The following is an 18852-nucleotide window of genomic DNA, read 5'->3' on the forward strand; positions in this document are numbered from 1 at the left end:
CTAGTTATTCTGCGTAAAGTGCTAAGTGTGATATAACCAAATTTGGAGCTACAAATTCACTATGTATCGTTTCATTATTTTTTACTTTTCTAATTCCTTCAAGTAAAATTTTATCATCTTTAGAAAGACCTTTACTTACTACAAATAAGTTTTCTAATTCTGCAGAAATTTCAATTTCTTGTTGTTTAACGGTGTTTTCTTTATCAACAACATAAACGTATTTTTTATCTAAGATTTCAAAAGTTACTTTTTGAGGAATAATAAGAGCATCTTTTAAAGGAATTGTCATAATAACACTACCTGTTTCACCATGTCTTAAAATTCCATCTGGATTAGGAAAAGTTGCTCTAAATGCAATGTTTCCGGTTTCATTATTAAATTCACCTTCTATAGTTTCTACAATTCCTTTTTGATTAAAAGGTTTGTTATTGGCCATTAATAAAGTAACTTCTTCTTTTTCGTTCTTTTTAGTACTTATGATATAATCTAAATATTCTGCTTCTGGTACATTAAAATAAACCCACATTTTACTATTATCAGATAAAGTGGTTAGTAATGCTCCTTCGTCTAATAAACTCCCTTCTCTTGCGTGAAGATGGTCCATTATTCCATCAAAAGGAGCTCTAATATCTGTAAACCCTAAATGAGTTTCAGCTAAAGAAACTTCTGCTTTTTCTTTGTCATAATTAGCTTTAGACATGGCTAATTCATTTTTAGAAACTACATTTTCATCAGCCAACAATTTTGTGTTTTTATATTCTATTGCGGCAACTTCTGCTTCAGCTTTTGCTTTTTGTAGTTCTGCTTTGTAAACATTAGGCATAATGTTAAACATTTTTTGTCCTTTTTTAAGATGTTGACCTTCATCTACAGATATCGTTTTTAAATATCCTCTTTCTATTGCTCTAATTTCTATGTGTCTAATAGAATGAATTTGGCTAACGTAATCTTTTGTGATTATGGTGTCTTTTTTTATAGGACTCGTTATTAGGTATTTTGCAGCTTCGTGTTTTTCTTCGATTTTGTGTTTACAGCTAGTGTAAATTGGTAGCATGAACAAGACAATGAAAATTTTTTTCATAGGTTCCATAATATTAATATTGATTTTTTTGAAAATGAGTTATTGTAGAAAGTTCCCTCAAAAAAATGATGGAAAGTCCCTTTCTAAATTGAATTTAAATGATTTTAAAATGTAGTATTAAAACAGACGGAAGTTAAAATTAGTCTGTTTTTGTTTTAGAATCAAAGTATAAAAACCTCAAATTTCTTATGCAAGTTTAAAGAAGTAATTCTGATGTTAAAACACATAGAGACAATGTCTTCTTTGGTTTTTACAGCTTTACTTTCTATTAGAATCTTGTATAAAATAGCGTCTGTATTATTGTCGAAAAGAGATTTCTGACTGTAATTAATAAGATGATTTTCACTCTCTTCAAAATCTTCTGTACTAATTTCTTCTATAACTACTAAGTCTTTTTTAGAACCTGAAGTTGGTTTAAAAAAGGTGTTTTTATAGTGCTGGTTATATGAAGCGTGATAGGTTTGGGTAGTCGTTTTAGCATGTAGTAAATGAGAAATATTTGTTGTATTAGCATATAAGTTCGTAATACTACTTAAAAGTATTACGAATGCCAAAAACAAATTTGTAAAAAATTTTTTTCTCATTTGAGCACAAAATTATATGAATAGAATATTTCAAACAAGTAAAGTTGGTTCTAAGTTTTTAAGTTTATTAATTTTTATGAATACCCTTTTTTTTTAATAATAATATCTTATTTAGTATAAAATTTTAAGTTTAATTTTATTATTTATTGTTGAAAGTCATGTTTTTTAAACTTTATTGTTTCTAAAGTTTTTGTAATTTTAACTGTTTTTAGTTAGTATTCAGTCTTTTTTAGTTGTTGTAAAACTTATTTTAAGAAATAAAACGTTTAAATTTATTGTTAGAACAAATCAAAATAGAAAGGGTTTAAATGTTATTTTTTTATTTGACTGTTAAAAAAATAAGGTTAAGAATGTTGGTTTATAGCACCTTTTATATTTGTGTTGTAAAATATAGGAGGGAGGAGTTGTAAAATGCCTTAAATACTTTATTATTTAGTTAATACATAAGAAGGTTTTGGTATTAACTTTTTTGGAATTGGATGCCTCAATATTTTATGTAAGTACAAAAAAAGCCTCATCATTTTTAAATGATGAGGCTTTTATATCGTGTTTATGCTATTTAACTTTCTCTACGTTTTCTTCCGAAACCGCCAGATGATCTTCTCTCTCCAGAAGCACTACCAGAGCTTCTGTCTGATCTGTCAGAAGAACGTCTGTCTGATCTTCCTTTACTAGAAGAGTCTCCACCTCTGTTAGATGAACCTTCAGAACCTCTACGTCTTCCAAAACCTCCACCGTCTTTTTTACCGAAAGGTTTTTTACCACCTCTTCGTCCACCACCAGAACGTTCTTTCTTAGTAATCTCTATGTTTACAGAGCGTCCGTCAAAATCTGGTTGATTGCTAGAAAAAGCTTCTAATGTTTGATCTTCGAAATTTTTATCAAGCTCAAAGAAAGAAAAAGTATCTAAGATATCTATAGAACCAATTTCTATTTTGTCTCCAATATTTTGGTCATTAATTAAACCTATTAATTTACCAGGGTTTAAATTGTCTTTTCTACCAATATTGATAAAGAAACGTGTCATGTTTTCATTAACCGTTCTAGCTCTAGAGTTGTCTCTAGAAGATAAATCGTTTAAATCTTTAGCGTTTTCGTAATACGCTAACATGGTGTTGAATTCTAAAGAAACAAATTTCTTAATTAATTCTTCTCTATCTAAATCTTCTAATTTTGCATAAATACTTGGTAAAAACTCGTTAATTTGAGTTTCGTTTACTTCAATATTTACAACCTTGTCAATTAAGTTCATTAATTGATTTTGGCAAATCTCTTTACCAGAAGGTACTTTTCCTTCTACAAATTTCTTTTGAATGATTTTTTCGATTTGGCGTAATTTACCTTTCTCTTTTCCATTCACTAAAACAATAGAAATACCTTTGTTACCAGCTCTACCAGTTCTACCACTTCTGTGTGTGTAGTTTTCTATCTGATCTGGTAATTTATGGTTAATTACGTGAGTTAATTCTGTAACATCTAATCCACGAGCAGCAACATCTGTAGCTACTAGTATTTGAATTGATTTTTTACGGAATTTACCCATTACAGAATCTCTTTGCGCTTGAGATAAATCTCCATGTAAAGCATCTGCACTATAACCATCTTTTATTAAATTGTCTGCAACTTCTTGTGTTTCTCTACGAGTTCTACAAAATATAATTGCATAAATATCAGGGTTTAAATCTGCTATTCTTTTTAAAGCTGGGTAACGAGTTCTTTCTGTAACTGCATAATACTCATGACTTACGTTTTCTGAACCAGAATTCTTTTGACCAGAAGTAATTTCTACTGGGTTGGTCATATAATTTCTAGCAATAGACTCTACTTCTCTTGGAAAAGTTGCAGAAAACAATAATGTTTGTTTTGTTTCTGGTGTAGCTTCTAAAACCTTATCTAATTCATCTTTAAAACCCATGTTTAACATTTCATCTGCTTCGTCTAAGACTAACCATTGAACGTTACCTAATTTTAAAGCTCTTCTGTTAATTAAATCTACGGTTCTACCCGGAGTTCCAACAACAATTTGTGCTCCTCTTTTTAAAGATCTAATTTGATCTTCCATACTAGAACCACCATAAACGGTAGCTACTTTAACATCTGGTAAGTATTTACAAAAATCTTTAATATTATTACCAATTTGAACTGCAAGTTCTCTTGTTGGTGATAAAATAATAGCTTGTACGTTCTTACTATTGGTATCTAAAAGCTCTAATATTGGCAAACTAAAAGCAGCAGTCTTACCTGTACCTGTTTGTGCAAATGCTTTTAAATCGTCTGTAGATGAAATAATTTGTGGAATTGCTTTTTCCTGAATTACGGTAGGTTTTTCGTAACCTAAATCCGTCAATGCTCTGTTAATCGGTTCTTTTAAACCTAATTCTAAAAATGTTGACATTACTGTGTTTTTTTGGATTCACAGAACGCCCACCTGCAAACCCGATTATAAAATTCGACCTGATTATTAATGAGTTAAACTCAAAATAAAAATCGTGCAAATGTACAGATAATATATTGATTACAACAAATTATTAGAGTTTATTTAATTTTTTTAGTTCTGAGTATAGTTTTTTTGAAGAAATAGAGGCAAAACCATTGGTTACAATTCCTTGCTTATTAACAAGGATCGTTCTAGTCATTTTACTCGTTAAGAAAATATTAGCGTTGCTCTTTGCAGTAATAAAATATTGATTTTTAACATCTAATTTATGTATTCTATCATGCGTGCTTCCATCAATTTTTATTTGAATAAATTGTATGTTTGGAAACTTTTTTGTTAGATAATTAATTCTAGAGGCTATATATATAGGTGTAATATACTCCGAATTCCAAAATAATAAAAATGTGTTTTTATTTTTTGTAAGCTCTTTTATTGTGTGTTTACCATTTGTTAAATCATAAATAGTAAAATCTGTTAATTTTTGTCCTTTGTATAGTATTTTACTATCTAAAAGCAATTGTTTTACATGGTCTTTGTCTTTAGTACTTGTACTTAAGTTAAAATACGTATTAAAAGCATCCTTATTAGCGTTGCAGCTAGATTTTTTGTAAAAATGACCAATAACTGTTTGTTTTAGAAATGCATTTTTAGAAGCTTCCGATTTTATATTATTATCTATTGTTTTTAATAAATCTACCGTAAAATCAGATGAATATTCATCTGTCATTGGTTTGTGACCTAGAGAATAAGTAGTATTATATAAGAAATTACGTACGTATTGAGAATATGGAGGGTAATACATTAATGAATCATTATTAATACTTATAGATGCTCTGTATTTATAAAATGATTTATTTATGGTTGTAAATTTTGTTTTATGGTTGTATTTTACATTTGCTATTGGGTATCTTTCTATTCTTGCATAAATAGGGTAGGTAAGTGCAACTTTTAAAACATTGTTAAAACCTTTTGTTTCATCCGGATGTTGTAGAACGTATTCTTTATAGGTTTTCTCTTTTAATAATAATAAGGAGTCTGCTTTTTTTATAAATTTATTAGGTGATAGTTGGTTTAATTTATAAAACATTTTATTGTCTTTCTCTTCCTCTAAAAAACAGTCTATTAAAATATTGTTTCTTTCAGCTCCTTTACCAGCAAAGACTATAGATTCATCAAAATCCCACGTGTTTAAACGCAACATTAAACTATCTGTTGGTTCTAAATAAATGTATTGGTTTTCGTTACCATGCTTAAAATAATACAAACCCTCGTTGGCATTATCTAACTTTCCTAAAAATTTATTGTCTTTACCAAGAAACAGTGTATCTATTACTTTTTCCATAGAATACAAAACAATAAAATTAGATTTAGGGTTTATAATTTTACCGCCAAAATACGTTGCTGTATTTTTAGAAGTAGAATTACAACTTGCAAAAGCAGTAATTGTAATTAATAAAATGAAACGAAGTAGATATTTAATCATATACATTATAGGGATATACTAAGCAACAAAGTTAGGTATTCATTAGTGCTATTGTTGTTAATTGATTGTTAAAATAGCGCTGAAATAATCACTATATAAGGAATTGTAATTTCTTAAAAACCGTTTGAAATCAAGGGCGAAAAGACAAATCAAATTTGTACTTTTGCACAAATTTAAAAAATAGAGTATGTTATCAGTTTCTAATTTATCTGTACAATTCGGAAAACGAATTTTGTTTGATGATGTTAATACAAAATTTCAAACAGGAAATTGTTATGGAATTATTGGCGCAAACGGAGCCGGAAAATCAACTTTCTTAAAAATAATATCTGGTGTGCAAGAACCAACTTCTGGTCAAGTGCATTTAGAGAAAGGAAAGAGAATGTCTGTGCTAACGCAAGATCATTATGCTTTTGACGAGTTCCCTGTGTTAGAAACAGTTGTTATGGGTAACAAAGAGCTGTTTAAAATTAAAAAGCAAATTGATGATTTGTATGCTGATTATACTGATGAAAACGCAGAAAAAATTGGTGAACTTCAAATAATATTTGAAGAAATGAATGGGTGGAATGCAGATTCTGAAGCTGCTGCCATGTTATCTAATTTAGGTATTGCAGAAGACTTGCATTATACATTAATGAAAGACTTAGATGGTAAACAAAAAGTACGTGTATTAATTGCACAAGCACTTTTTGGAAATCCAGATGTACTAATAATGGATGAGCCTACCAACGATTTAGATTTTGAAACCATTGCTTGGTTAGAAAACTTTATTGCAAATTTTGATAACTGTGTAATTGTAGTATCGCATGATAGACATTTTTTAGATGCTGTTTGTACACATATTTCTGATATTGATTATGGTAAAATTAACCACTTTTCTGGAAACTATACTTTCTGGTATGAGTCTAGTCAATTAGCAACAAGACAAAGAGCACAACAAAATAAAAAGGCAGAAGAGAAAAAGAAAGAATTAGAAGAATTTATTCGTCGTTTTTCTGCAAATATGGCTAAATCAAAACAGGCAACTTCTCGTAAAAAGATGATCGAGAAATTAAATGTTGATGAAATTAAACCATCAAGTAGACGTTATCCTGCAATTATTTTTGATAGAGATAGAGAAGCCGGAGATCAGATTTTAAATGTAGAAAGCTTATCTAAAGAATTTGAAGGAGAAAAATTATTTGATGACGTACATATCAATTTAAATAAAGGTGATAAAATAGCTGTTATTTCTAGAAATTCTAGAGCTGTAACTGCTTTTTATCAAATTATTACTGATAATGAAAAGGCAGATGGTGGTAAATTTGATTGGGGAGTAACAACAACACAATCATACTTGCCATTAGATAACTCTTCTTTCTTTAAAGATGGCGAATTGAATTTAGTAGATTGGTTAAGACAGTATGCGCAAACAGAAGAAGAGCGTGAAGAAGTTTTCTTAAGAGGATTCTTAGGTAAAATGATTTTTTCTGGTGAAGAAGCTTTAAAGAAAAGTGATGTTTTATCTGGAGGTGAAAAAGTACGTTGTATGTTATCTAGAATGATGATGAAGAGAGGAAATGTATTGGTTTTAGACGAGCCAACAAATCACTTAGATTTAGAATCTATACAGGCATTAAATAACTCGTTAATCAACTTTAAAGGAACTATTTTGTTTACAACTCATGATCATGAGTTTGCACAAACAGTTGCAAACAGAGTAATCGAATTAACGCCAAAAGGAGCTATAGATAGATATACTACTTTTGATGAGTATTTATCTGACCCAAAAATTAAAGAATTAAGAGATAAAATGTATTCTTAAAATAGTTGATGGTTTTTAGTTGATAGCTTTTGGAAATATGCTTTCTAAAAAACTATCAACTAAAAACCAAAAACCAAAAACCAAAAACCAAAAACCAATTTCTATTTCTTCTGTAATGGACTAATAATTTTTACATCAGAAAAAGAAATAGCACCTCTAACAACACCATCAATAGTTTTCTTTAACGCTTCAATCATTTGCATTTTTAATTGCGATTTATGGTAAATTAAACTCACTTCTCTTGCGGGAGGAGGACTTGTAAATTCACGTAAATGGCTTTTATCAACTTCATTTAAGTCTAATGTATGTAAGTAAGGTAATAATGTCATCCCTAAACCTTCTTTAGATAGTTTAATTAAAGTATCAAAACTTCCGCTTTCTAACTGAAACCTTTTTTTGTTATCAATTTTATGGTTTCTACATAGATTCAGCACACTATCTTTAAAACAATGACCGTCTTCTAATAACAGAATATCTTCCATTTCTAGCTCATCTGCAGTAATGGTTTTGTTTTTGTATAATCTGTGGTTTTGCGGTACCAAACCAACAAAAGGTTCGTAATATAAAGGTCTTTCTTTAATTGCTTCATTTTCTAACGGTGTTGCAGCAAGACCTGCATCAATATGTCCGTCTGTTAATTTTCTTATAATTTCTTCGGTCGTTAACTCTTCTATAATTAATTTTACCTTCGGATATTTTTTAGTAAAATTCTGCAAAAACATTGGCAATAAAGTAGGCATAATTGTTGGTATAATTCCTAATTTAAATTCACCTCCAATATATCCTTTTTGTTGATGTACAATGTCTAAAATTCTATTGCTTTCATCAACAATAACTTTTGCTTGTTCAACTATTTTTTTTCCTACTTCGGTTAATTCAATTGGTTTTTTAGAACGATTAAATATCTTAACACCTAATTCGTCTTCTAATTTCTGAATTTGCATGCTCAATGTTGGTTGAGTTACAAAACTATGCTCTGCAGCTACCGTAAAATTTTGATATTCTGCAACAGATAAAACGTATTTTAATTGAGTAATGGTCATTCTGTATAAAATTTTTTGATAAAGATATTAAAACTATCAATTATAATTATGCTTTGTGTCCTTAAATTTCTCATAAATTTGTACTATCAATTAAAATAAATTAAAATGAGCAAAACTATATTAGGATTAGACAAAAACGAAACAGCAAATTTAGTGAATGAATTAAATGGTTTGTTAGCTAATTTTCAAATTTATTATCAAAATTTAAGAGGTTTACATTGGAATATTAAGGGGAAGAACTTTTTTGAATTACATGTAAAGTTTGAAGAGTTTTATACAGATTCTCAAATTAAGATTGATGAAATTGCGGAACGTATTTTAACGTTACAAGGACAACCATTACATACTTTTTCTGATTATTTAGCAACATCTTCTGTTGCAGTTGGTAAAAATATTTCTAATGATGTAGAAGGAGTAGAATTAGTGGTAAATTCACTAGCCGAATTATTAAAAAATGAACGTTTAATTTTAGATTTATCAGACAAAGCAGCTGATGAAGGAACAAACTCTATGATGAGTGACTTTATAGCGGAACAAGAAAAAACAATTTGGATGTTAAATTCTTGGTTAGGTAAATAATCTACCCGTTTTATTAAATATAATAAAAGGAGCTCTTATAAGAGTTCCTTTTTTATTTTAACAAATATGAAAAGCCAATTTCGTAACCAATAATATTAAACCCGTTGTTTGGGCTTTGTGTATTAAAGTTAGAAACATGACCAATATTACCACCTAAGTACAGAAATGTCTTTTTAGTTGTTTTGTATGAAAACCCTAAAGATCCATTTTCTATAAAAGTAAATCCCTTTGCAAGTCGTTCTGTTCTTGTGTCTATTGTTGCTATACCTAAACCAATTGTTGCCAGAAAATCTAAATTTTTAATAATTTTTCTTTTCAATGCAAAACCTAATTCAAAAGCATACAAACGCATGGTTTTAGGTGTTGTAAATTCAGTTCTTTTATCTTGGTAATTTTCTTCTGTAGGCAACACAAATTGCTCGTTTATTAACTGATGTTTTAAAGTCTGAATTTGAGGTTGAACACTCATTTCAAAATTTAATTTTTTCCAACTTCCTAAATCGTAAAAGAGTTGTGTTTTAAAAGTTTCTGTAGTATAAGAATAATCTTTATCATCAAATAAAAAATTATTGTCTTGTGCTTTGTTGTAAAGAAATCCAACTTTAGTTGGATGCCAAATTCCTGCTTTTTTTTCCTGACTAAATGCAGAAAAAACAATAAAAAACAATAAAATAAATAAGTGTTTTTTCATTTAAAACTAAGAAAACATTTTAGCAACTTTCTCTGCTTTTCTACTTTCTGAATAATCATAAAAACCCTCACCAGATTTTATACCTAATTTACCAGCCATCACCATGTTTACTAATAGTGGGCAAGGAGCATATTTAGGGTTTTTAAAGCCATCGTATAGCACATTCATAATAGACAAGCAAACATCTAAACCAATAAAATCTGCTAGTTGTAAAGGTCCCATTGGGTGTGCCATTCCTAACTTCATTACCGTGTCAATTTCTTCTACACCAGCAACATTATTGTACAAAGTCTCTATAGACTCGTTAATCATTGGCATTAAAATTCTATTTGCCACAAAACCAGGATAATCATTTACTTCTACCGGAATTTTAGCAACTTTTTTAGAAAGTTCAGCAATGGTTTCCATTACTTCATCAGACGTGTTGTAACCTCTAATAATCTCTACCAATTTCATAATTGGTACAGGGTTCATAAAATGCATTCCAATTACCTTATCGGGTCTTTTTGTTGCAGCAGCAATCTGGGTAATAGAAATAGAAGAGGTGTTTGTTGCTAAAATGGTATTAGGTGTACAAAAAGCATCTAATTCTTTAAATATTTTGGATTTTAAAACAGCATTTTCAGTAGCAGCTTCTATCACTAAATCGGCATTTTTAGCGCCTTCTTTAATAGATGTAAATGTGCTAATGTTTTGTAAAGTTTGTGTTTTATCCGCTTCAGAAATTTTTTCTTTAGCCACCATTCTGTCTAAATTCTTAGCAATAGTGGTCATTCCTTTTTCTAAAGAAGCTTCAGAAATATCAATTAAATTAACTTTATAATTAAACTGAGCAAACGTATGAGCAATTCCATTTCCCATGGTTCCGGCTCCAATAACAGCAATGTTTTTCATCAAAAAATATTTAAAGAGTTCTATTTTGGGCGTTTTAACAGGCTTTCGCTACTCGCTTTTTTTAATTTTCTATATAAAAAATTATATAGAAAACTAAAAAAGAGCTCAAACAGACCGCTCTATCCTTAACGCAATTATTAGCAAGCTTTATTATTCAATCTAAATTTATTGAGTCTTTACAACTTGTTATTTATTGTTTCGTTTTTTAATTTAAAAACAATCAATAATCATCTGAGCAACTTTTAAAGCTTCAGTTCCTTGTCTTAAACTAACTATAGGAGTTGTATTATTGTTTATAGCATCTGCAAACGTTTCTAATTCGTCTAAGATAGCATTGTTGTTTTCTACTTCTGGGTTTTCAAAATAAATTTGCTTTTTTACACCTTCGGCATTTTGTAAAATCATTGCAAATTCATCTGGGTTTGCGGGTACATCTTTCATTCTAACGACCTCAGATTCTTTACTTAAAAAGTTTACAGAAATATAAGCATCCTTCTGAAAAAAACGAGATTTACGCATATTTTTCATAGAAATTCTACTTGCAGTTAAGTTTGCAACACAACCGTTTTCAAATTCAATTCTTGCGTTGGCAATATCTGGTGTATCAGAAATTACAGAAACACCACTTGCGTGTACATTTTTTACAGCCGATTTTACTACAGAAAGAATAATATCAATATCATGAATCATTAAATCTAACACTACAGGCACATCTGTACCTCTTGGGTTAAACTCTGCCAATCTATGGCATTCTATAAACATTGGGTTTTCTATCTTGTCTTTTACAGCTGTAAACGCAGGGTTAAAACGCTCTACGTGCCCAACCTGACCTTGTACATGATATTGGCTTGCTAAAGTTTTTATAGCCTCTGCTTCAATAACTGTTTTTGTTATCGGTTTTTCTACAAAAATATGTCGTCCTTTTTCTATCGCTAATTTAGCACAATCAAAATGTGATAAAGTAGGAGTTACAATATCTACAACTTCAACAGCATCTATTAACGATTCTATAGAATCAAAAGAAGTATAGCCAAATTCTTCGGCTACTTTTTTTGCATTTTCTTTAGAAGGGTCGTAAAAACCTACTAAGTTATATTTATCTGATTGTTGTAATAATCGTAAATGAATTTTTCCTAAGTGTCCAGCACCTAATACTCCAACTTTAAGCATAAGATAGTTTTATTGTCTTCTCGAGCGCAGTCGAGAGGTATATATGAGTGGTCGACTGCGCTCGAACCGATATTTAATATTTTAAGGCAAAATAAAAAGCCAAAAACAAAGATACAATTTTATGCCTATTTATATGGATTAATTACTATTTTTAGACTCCAGAAATTTATAAAAATTGAGAGACACTTCTAAACACCAAGGACTTAGAAACCAACTTGCTAACGTATTAAAAGCAAAAGGTATTATTGATGAAAATGTATTAAATGCAGTGCGTGCAATTCCACGTCATCTATTTATTGATAGTAGTTTTGAGTCTCATGCTTATCAAGACAAAGCTTTTCCTATAGCAGCAGATCAAACTATTTCTATGCCTTATACGGTTGCTTTTCAATCTCAAACTTTAGAGTTAAAACCTGGTGAAAAAGTATTAGAAATTGGTACGGGTTCGGGGTATCAGACAGCTGTTTTGTTAGAGTTAAAAGCAGAAGTATATTCTATAGAAAGACAAAGAGAGTTGTATAGAAAAACCTCTCGTTTTTTACCTAAATTAGGGTATAACCCAAAGCGGTTTATTTTTGGAGATGGTTATATCGGTTTAAAAGAACAAGCTCCTTTTGATAAAATTATAGTAACGGCCGGCGCACCTTTTGTGCCAAAACCTTTATTATCTCAATTAAAAATAGGAGGTAGGTTATTGATTCCGGTTGGAGATAAAACACAAATAATGACTTTGTTTATTCGTAATTCTGCAACAGCGTTTGAAAAACACGAATTAGGAGACTTTGCCTTTGTACCCATGTTAGAAGAAAAAAATTAACCAACTGTTTTAACGTTTCCTAAAGAACCATCCTTAGTGGGTGTCAATTCAAATATAAAATTAGGTTGCAAGTTTTTAACAGGTCTATGAGATACAAATAAAATTGTAGTATCACTTTCTGCTACAATTTTATTAATTAAAGCAACAATAATTGCAGTTCCTTGGTTGTCTAAATTAATAAGAGGTTCGTCTAAAATTAACAAAGGTGGATGTTTAATCATAGATCTTGCAATTAAAACCAATCTTTGTTCTGCAGCAGTTAAGTTGTTAAATGGAGTATTCTTTTTACTTTCTAAATTTAATAACTGTAACCATTCATTAGCTGTTTTAATTTGTAAGGTAGACGGGGTTTCGTATAAACCAACGCTGTCAAAAAAACCAGATAACACCATGTGAGCTACCGTAATTCTTCTTTTAAATAATTCTAATATTGCAGGACTAAAATAGCCTATTTTCTCTTTTATTTCCCAAACACTTTCTCCAGAGCCTTTTTTCTTACCAAATAAATAAACCTCTTGCCTAAATGCTTTTACATTATTTCCGTAAATCATGGATAAAATAGTGGTCTTACCAGAACCATTTGGTCCTATTAAATGCCAAAATTCATTTTTATTGATAGTCCAATTTATGTTGTTTAAAATAGAGCGATCATCGTAAGAAACATTTACATCTTGTAATGATATTAACTGTTCTGGTATGTCTTTGTAAAAAGTAATAGGTTTAGGTACGTCTCCTTTAAAGATAAAATTGAATTCTTTAAATTGATAGGTGTTTAAAGGAATACTTGCTGTAATTTTATCATTTTCAATTTCTAAAACGTGCGTAATTATAGGAAGAATTTCGTCTTTTCGATTGAAAATCTGAATAAAAGTAATATCCGAAGATAGTGTAATAAGGTCTTCTTTTAAATTAGAAACCGCTTGAATATCTAAACTTTCAAAAGGGCTATCTAAAATTAAAAAACCGGGTTTTTGTTGAAGTAAATAGTTAAGCAACGCTTTTTTTTGCTCACCACTAGATAAGGTTCTAATACTTCTGTTTTCTTTAACCGTTAAGGTTTGTACGCTGTGTTTAGCTTCTTTTTCTATAAAGTGGTCTAAAACAGTGTTGGAAAATAAAAGGCCTTTTTTATTTTTTAAACTAGGTAAAGAATGTAGGCCTTTTAAGATGTTTTCTACTAATTTGCTGTTGGCAGAAAGATGTGTGTTTGTAATTGTAAAATGGATTTGCTCCATAGTTTTTTTAAAATTTATTTTACTCTTTCTCGATAAGCTATTTTTCTAAATAAAGCAACATCAATATAATCACTTACTTTTAGTTTATTATTTTTACCGAGTTATATATTCGTATTTGTAATCAATAGTAAAAGCTATTCAGCTGCACGATACCAATTTTGTGTACGATATAAAAAGGCAATATAACCTCTTACGTTTAATTTGTTAGTATTGTCTTCATCTAACCAAATTTTACAGTCATATTCTTTTCCTTTTTGAGGGTCTAAAATTGTACCTCCTTTATACTCATCACCTTTCTTTTTCATGCCTTCAATAATGGTCATACCTAAAATAAGTTTATCTTTTTTAGCTCCTTCACATTTATCACAAACAGCTTCTTGACGGTCTTTGTTAAATACTTTAACAACTTTACCATAAATTTTACCGTTTTCTTCATAAAGGTTCACGATCGATTTCGTTTCACCAGTTTCATCATCTACTGTTTTCCAATTGCCTAAAATTGATTGTGCATTTACAGTTACTGCAAGCATTAATAGTACTAAAGTAAAAATTGATTTTTTCATTTGTTTAAATTGTATTTATGTTTTGTTATTCAATAATTGTTCCAAAAAAGGTTAATCATATTTTGCACTAAAGTTATTTTCCCACTTTCCTTGAACTCTTAAAATTTGTTCTATAACATCTCTAACACATCCTTCTCCACCTTTTTTGTAAGAAATATATTTAGAAACCCCTTGAATTTCTGGAGCGGCATCATTTGGGCAACAAGGCATTCCTACCAATTCCATAACAGGGTAATCCGGAATATCATCTCCCATATACAACACATTTTCTGGTTGTAAATTGTATTTTTCTACTAACTCGTTGTATTGTTTAATTTTATCGTGAGCACCTAAATAAATATCTTTAATTCCTAAATTTGCTAAACGAGTTCTTACTCCTTCGTTTTTTCCTCCAGAAATTATACAGACATTTAAGCCTTTATCTACGGCAGTTTTTAAAGCATAACCATCTTTAATATTCATGTGTCTTACCAATTCTCCGTCTGGCATTATGGTAACCATTCCATTGGTTAATACTCCGTCTACATCAAAAATTAGTGTATTTATTTTTGGTAATAATTGCTTGTAACTAATATCCATATTTATATTTTGTAAAACTTCTAGACTATTTTAGAAGTGTCTTATTTTGTTTAAAAAAATTAATCAATTGAATTTTGAATTGATTTTGTAATGATTTTATAGATTTCTTGTTGCTCTTTATTCAGCAAATCTAAATGATTTTTAATTGTTTTACTGTCCTTTCTAATTGCGGGCCCCGTTTGCGCTTTTTTTGGTGATAAAGAAGCTATTTTAGATGCTGTTTCATTAATTAAAGGATGTAAAATTTCGAAAGGGACATTGTGTTCAGTGCAAATGTCGTTCCCAATTTTGTAAAGGTGGTTGGTAAAGTTGTTTACAAAAACAGCGGCAACATGCAATGCTTTTCTTTGTTCAGAATCTACTTTGTACGTTTTTTTTCCTATTGATTTGGCAACTTCATCAAGTAGTTCTTGGTCTTTTTTATTGGTAGCTTCTAAACAAAAAGGAATGTCATTAAAATTGACTTCTTTTCCTTTAGAGAAAGTCTGTAACATATAAAAAACTCCTTTGTTGTTTTCGTTTTTTAGCTCACTTATAGAGCATCCACCGGAGGTGTGTACCACAAATTTGTTGTTTATTTTTGATGAAACTTCTGCAATTGCATCATCAGAAACAGCAATAATTGTTAGATCTGCACTTGGTATATTCTTTAAATTTCTAGAACTAATTTGCGTAACTGTAATTGTATCAGCCTTTAAAAAAGCAGTGTATAAATGTGTTGCAACATTTCCGTTTCCGACAAGTAATACAGATATCATAAAACGAAGATATTGATTTTTTTAGTGGATTGCACAAGGAATTACTAAATTAGCAATCATAAAATGATAGAAATGAAAGAATCTAAAAAACTAGGAATAAATACTACCTGTGTTCACGTAGGAGAAGTAAAAGATGAACAGTTTAAAGGAGCAGTTTCTCCCATATATACTGCTACTTCTTATGCTTTTGATGGTGTTGATGTTAAACGTTATCCACGTTATTTTAACACACCAAACCAAGAAATGTTACACAAGAAAATTGCTGCCTTAGAAAAAACAGAAGATGCTTTAATTTTTGGTTCTGGAATGGCTGCTATTTCTGCAGCATTATTTGCTTTTTTACAAAAAGGAGATCATGTTGTAATACAGCAAGTAATTTATGGAGGAACTTATAATTTTATAGTTTCAGAATTTGATAAATTCGGAATAGAATATTCGTTTACAGAATCTGATAAAGTAGAAGATTTTAAACCTTTGATTAAAGAAAATACGAAGGTTTTATATATAGAGACGCCTTCTAATCCGTTATTAGGTATTACAGATATGAAAGCAATTGCTGCTTTGGCAAAAGAAAATGGTATACTAACAATGATAGATAATACGTTTGCATCACCTATTAATCAAAATCCTATAGATTTCGGAATTGATATTATGTTGCATTCTGCTACTAAATATATGGGCGGTCATTCTGATATTTCTGCAGGTGCAATTGCTGCGACTAAAGAACATATTGAGAAAATTTGGAAAACGGCTATTAATTTTGGTGGAAATCTAAGTGATCAAACCGTTTGGTTGTTAGAAAGAAGTTTAAAAACACTGAATTTACGTGTAAAAGAACAGACTAAAAACGCCCAAAAAATGGCTGAGTTCTTAGAAAATAACACTGATATTGATAGGGTTTATTATCCCGGATTAAAAAGCCATCCTCAGTACGAATTGGCAAAAAAACAAATGAAAGGTTTTGGAGCAATGATGTCTTTTGAGTTATCTAAAGGAATTGATGCAATGAAATTTCAGAATTATTTACAATTGATAAAACCGTCTATGAGTTTAGCTGGTTTAGAAAGTACCACAGTAAGTCCGGTACAAACAACACATGCTTTGTTAAGTGAAGAAGAACGTTTAGAAAGAGGAATTAAAGATGGTTTAATTCGTTTTTCTGTAGGTATAGAAGAATCAGAAGATTTAATTGAAGATATTTTACAAGCAATAAAAAAAGCAAAGAGTTAAAACTCTTTGCTTTTTAAAATGAAAATTTGTTAGATTTTTACATGTGATCTAATTTGTGGTGTTCGTCAATTAATGGACCACCTTCAATAATGTGTTCTGATGCTTCATTTGCAAATTTCTCAAAGTTTAAGTGGAAGAAGTGTGCTAAGTGAATTGCTTTACTAATGTATGCACTTTTGTTTACCCAAGTATTCATTGGGTTTAACATTTCTGTAGGTACATTAGGACAGTATTTTGGCATAAATAATCCGAAAATTGGGTGTTGTTCAAACTCGATGTTATCTAAACTTCCGTTTAAAATTTCGGTAATCATTGCTCTAGTGTATTTTAATTTAATACGAGAACCAGTTCCGTAAGGACCTCCAGACCAACCTGTGTTAATTAACCAAACATTTACACCAGCTTCTGTCATTTTTTTACTTAGCATTTCTGCATATTTAGTAGGGTGTAATGGCATAAATGGTTCTCCAAAACAAGCAGAGAATGATGGTACAGGTTCTGTAATACCAGCTTCTGTTCCTGCAACTTTTGCAGTATATCCAGAAATAAAGTGGTAAGCAGCTTGTCCTGGTGTTAATTTAGATACCGGAGGCAATACACCAAAAGCATCTGCTGTTAAAAAGAAAATATTTTTAGGGTTGCTTGCGTAAGAAGGTTTTGCAATGTTGTCTATATGATAAATTGGGTAACTTACACGAGTGTTTTGTGTAATTGTGCTATCCATATAATCAACGTTTCCTTCTTTGTCAAATACTACATTTTCTAATAAAGCGCCTGGTTTAATTGCTCTAAAGATATCTGGTTCTTTTTCTTCTGATAAATCAATTACTTTAGCGTAACAACCACCTTCAAAGTTAAATATATTGTTTTCTGCTGTCCATCCATGCTCATCATCACCAATTAATTTTCTTTTAGGATCTGCAGATAAAGTTGTTTTTCCTGTTCCAGATAATCCAAAGAAAATAGCAGTATCTCCATCTTCACCAACATTTGCAGAACAGTGCATTGGTAATACATTTCTTTCTATAGGTAATACTAAGTTTAATGCAGAAAAGATACCTTTTTTAATTTCTCCTGTATAAGCAGAACCACCAATTAAAGCAATTTTGTCTGTAAAGTTAATAATAGAAAAGTTTCCTTGACGAATTCCGTATGCTTTTGGATCATCACAAACATAACCAGGAGCACATAATACCAACCATTCTTCATCAAAATTAGCTAATTCTTCTTCAGAAGGTCTTAAGAACATGTTAAATACAAATGAACTAGACCATGGAAATTCTGTAACCGTTCTAATATCTGTTTTATAAGTTGGGTCTGCACACACATAACCATCTCTTACATATAATTCTCTATTAGATAAGTAGTCTACTACGTTTGCTTTTAATTTATCGAAATTTTCTTGAGAAACTGGTTTGTTGGTTTTTCCCCACCAAACTTTGTCTGCAGTATATTCATCTTTAACAATAAATCTATCTTGTGGAGATCTTCCTGTAAACTTACCAGTATTAATAGCTAAAGTCCCGTTTTTGGTTTCTTTACCCATTCCTTTTTCAATAGTGATTTTTTTAAGCTCTTCTGGAGATAAATTCCATTGTACAGTTACGTTTTTAAGTCCGTAAGTTTCCATATTTCTGTTGGTTTCCATAATCTAAATTTATAGTTATTAATTAATGTGTATTACAATTGCCAAATTATTGACGTTTATATTATTGTTTTTTAATACTGTAAAATTACTCACATTATACAGTTTGTTTTATGACATATGTCATACCAGTACCCCACAGTAAATTTTTATGATAATCCTAATAAAAAGAGGCCAACTTTATATAAAGTTAAATACGAAAACGTAATAGAAATAATTTCTTATTAAGTTTCTTTAAAAATTGATTATTTTTGAT

17 protein-coding genes are annotated in these 18852 nt (G+C 30.0%); 4 read left to right on the top strand and 13 right to left on the bottom strand.

The genetic code is table 11. The annotated features are described in order from the left end of the window. Positions 1–4 precede the first annotated feature (4 nt). The 4 genes from GQR92_RS17305 to GQR92_RS17320 form a co-directional block, all read right to left on the bottom strand. On the bottom strand, positions 5–1081 hold the full coding sequence (locus GQR92_RS17305; protein WP_158841708.1) for an efflux RND transporter periplasmic adaptor subunit: 1077 nt from the start codon (positions 1079–1081) through the stop codon (positions 5–7). A 161-nt stretch (positions 1082–1242) separates the two neighbouring features. Further along, complete coding sequence (locus GQR92_RS17310) at positions 1243–1635, bottom strand: hypothetical protein (RefSeq protein ID WP_158841710.1); 393 nt, start codon at positions 1633–1635, stop codon at positions 1243–1245. A 589-nt stretch (positions 1636–2224) separates the two neighbouring features. Next, the gene (locus GQR92_RS17315) at positions 2225–4060 is read right to left on the bottom strand and encodes a DEAD/DEAH box helicase (RefSeq protein ID WP_158841712.1); all 1836 of its coding nucleotides are present in this window, start codon (positions 4058–4060) and stop codon (positions 2225–2227) included. Between the two features lie 133 nt (positions 4061–4193). Continuing rightward, complete coding sequence (locus tag GQR92_RS17320) at positions 4194–5585, bottom strand: hypothetical protein (RefSeq protein ID WP_158841714.1); 1392 nt, start codon at positions 5583–5585, stop codon at positions 4194–4196. A gap of 187 nt (positions 5586–5772) precedes the next feature. Between GQR92_RS17320 and GQR92_RS17325 the strand changes: the two genes are divergently transcribed. After that, positions 5773–7392 carry an ABC-F family ATP-binding cassette domain-containing protein gene (locus GQR92_RS17325; RefSeq protein ID WP_158841716.1) on the top strand — a complete coding sequence of 540 codons (1620 nt, stop codon included), beginning with the start codon at positions 5773–5775 and terminating at the stop codon, positions 7390–7392. 101 nt (positions 7393–7493) lie between these two features. Here the strand turns inward: GQR92_RS17325 and GQR92_RS17330 are convergent, their stop codons facing one another. Beyond that, the gene (locus tag GQR92_RS17330) at positions 7494–8435 is read right to left on the bottom strand and encodes a hydrogen peroxide-inducible genes activator (protein WP_158841718.1); all 942 of its coding nucleotides are present in this window, start codon (positions 8433–8435) and stop codon (positions 7494–7496) included. Between the two features lie 105 nt (positions 8436–8540). On the opposite strand from GQR92_RS17330, the gene GQR92_RS17335 reads away from it, so the two are divergent. Next, entirely contained in the window at positions 8541–9014 is a 474-nt protein-coding gene (locus tag GQR92_RS17335; RefSeq protein WP_158841720.1) for a Dps family protein, read from the top strand. Positions 9015–9066: 52 nt separating this feature from the next. On the opposite strand, the gene GQR92_RS18060 is transcribed toward GQR92_RS17335, so the two are convergent. The 3 genes from GQR92_RS18060 to GQR92_RS17350 form a co-directional block, all read right to left on the bottom strand. Further along, complete coding sequence (locus tag GQR92_RS18060; RefSeq protein WP_233269908.1) at positions 9067–9705, bottom strand: acyloxyacyl hydrolase; 639 nt, start codon at positions 9703–9705, stop codon at positions 9067–9069. 6 nt (positions 9706–9711) lie between these two features. Then, complete coding sequence (locus GQR92_RS17345) at positions 9712–10599, bottom strand: 3-hydroxybutyryl-CoA dehydrogenase (protein WP_158841722.1); 888 nt, start codon at positions 10597–10599, stop codon at positions 9712–9714. A 210-nt stretch (positions 10600–10809) separates the two neighbouring features. Further along, positions 10810–11769 carry a Gfo/Idh/MocA family protein gene (locus tag GQR92_RS17350; protein ID WP_158841724.1) on the bottom strand — a complete coding sequence of 320 codons (960 nt, stop codon included), beginning with the start codon at positions 11767–11769 and terminating at the stop codon, positions 10810–10812. Positions 11770–11944: 175 nt separating this feature from the next. Between GQR92_RS17350 and GQR92_RS17355 the strand changes: the two genes are divergently transcribed. Continuing rightward, on the top strand, positions 11945–12586 hold the full coding sequence (locus GQR92_RS17355) for a protein-L-isoaspartate(D-aspartate) O-methyltransferase (protein WP_158841726.1): 642 nt from the start codon (positions 11945–11947) through the stop codon (positions 12584–12586). Here the strand turns inward: GQR92_RS17355 and GQR92_RS17360 are convergent. The 4 genes from GQR92_RS17360 to GQR92_RS17375 form a co-directional block, all read right to left on the bottom strand. After that, positions 12583–13821 (bottom strand): ATP-binding cassette domain-containing protein, encoded by a 1239-nt coding sequence (locus GQR92_RS17360; RefSeq protein ID WP_158841728.1) that lies wholly within the window; start codon positions 13819–13821, stop codon positions 12583–12585. The two genes, GQR92_RS17355 and GQR92_RS17360, sit on opposite strands and share 4 nt — an antisense overlap. A gap of 134 nt (positions 13822–13955) precedes the next feature. Then, positions 13956–14384 carry a DUF2147 domain-containing protein gene (locus GQR92_RS17365; protein ID WP_158841730.1) on the bottom strand — a complete coding sequence of 143 codons (429 nt, stop codon included), beginning with the start codon at positions 14382–14384 and terminating at the stop codon, positions 13956–13958. A 51-nt stretch (positions 14385–14435) separates the two neighbouring features. After that, positions 14436–14963, bottom strand: a complete 528-nt coding sequence (locus tag GQR92_RS17370) for a KdsC family phosphatase (RefSeq protein ID WP_158841732.1) — start codon at positions 14961–14963, stop codon at positions 14436–14438. Positions 14964–15022: 59 nt separating this feature from the next. Further along, positions 15023–15721, bottom strand: coding sequence for a Rossmann-like and DUF2520 domain-containing protein (locus GQR92_RS17375; protein WP_158841734.1), 699 nt, complete (start codon positions 15719–15721; stop codon positions 15023–15025). A gap of 72 nt (positions 15722–15793) precedes the next feature. Here GQR92_RS17375 and GQR92_RS17380 point away from each other — a divergent pair, with 72 nt between their 5' ends. Then, on the top strand, positions 15794–16951 hold the full coding sequence (locus GQR92_RS17380; protein WP_199269159.1) for a trans-sulfuration enzyme family protein: 1158 nt from the start codon (positions 15794–15796) through the stop codon (positions 16949–16951). A 37-nt stretch (positions 16952–16988) separates the two neighbouring features. Here the strand turns inward: GQR92_RS17380 and pckA are convergent, their stop codons facing one another. Further along, positions 16989–18599, bottom strand: coding sequence for a phosphoenolpyruvate carboxykinase (ATP) (pckA, locus tag GQR92_RS17385; RefSeq protein ID WP_158841738.1), 1611 nt, complete (start codon positions 18597–18599; stop codon positions 16989–16991). Between the last annotated feature and the right edge of the window lie 253 nt (positions 18600–18852).

This window comes from Polaribacter sp. L3A8 (genome assembly GCF_009796785.1).
Taxonomy (GTDB): domain Bacteria; phylum Bacteroidota; class Bacteroidia; order Flavobacteriales; family Flavobacteriaceae; genus Polaribacter.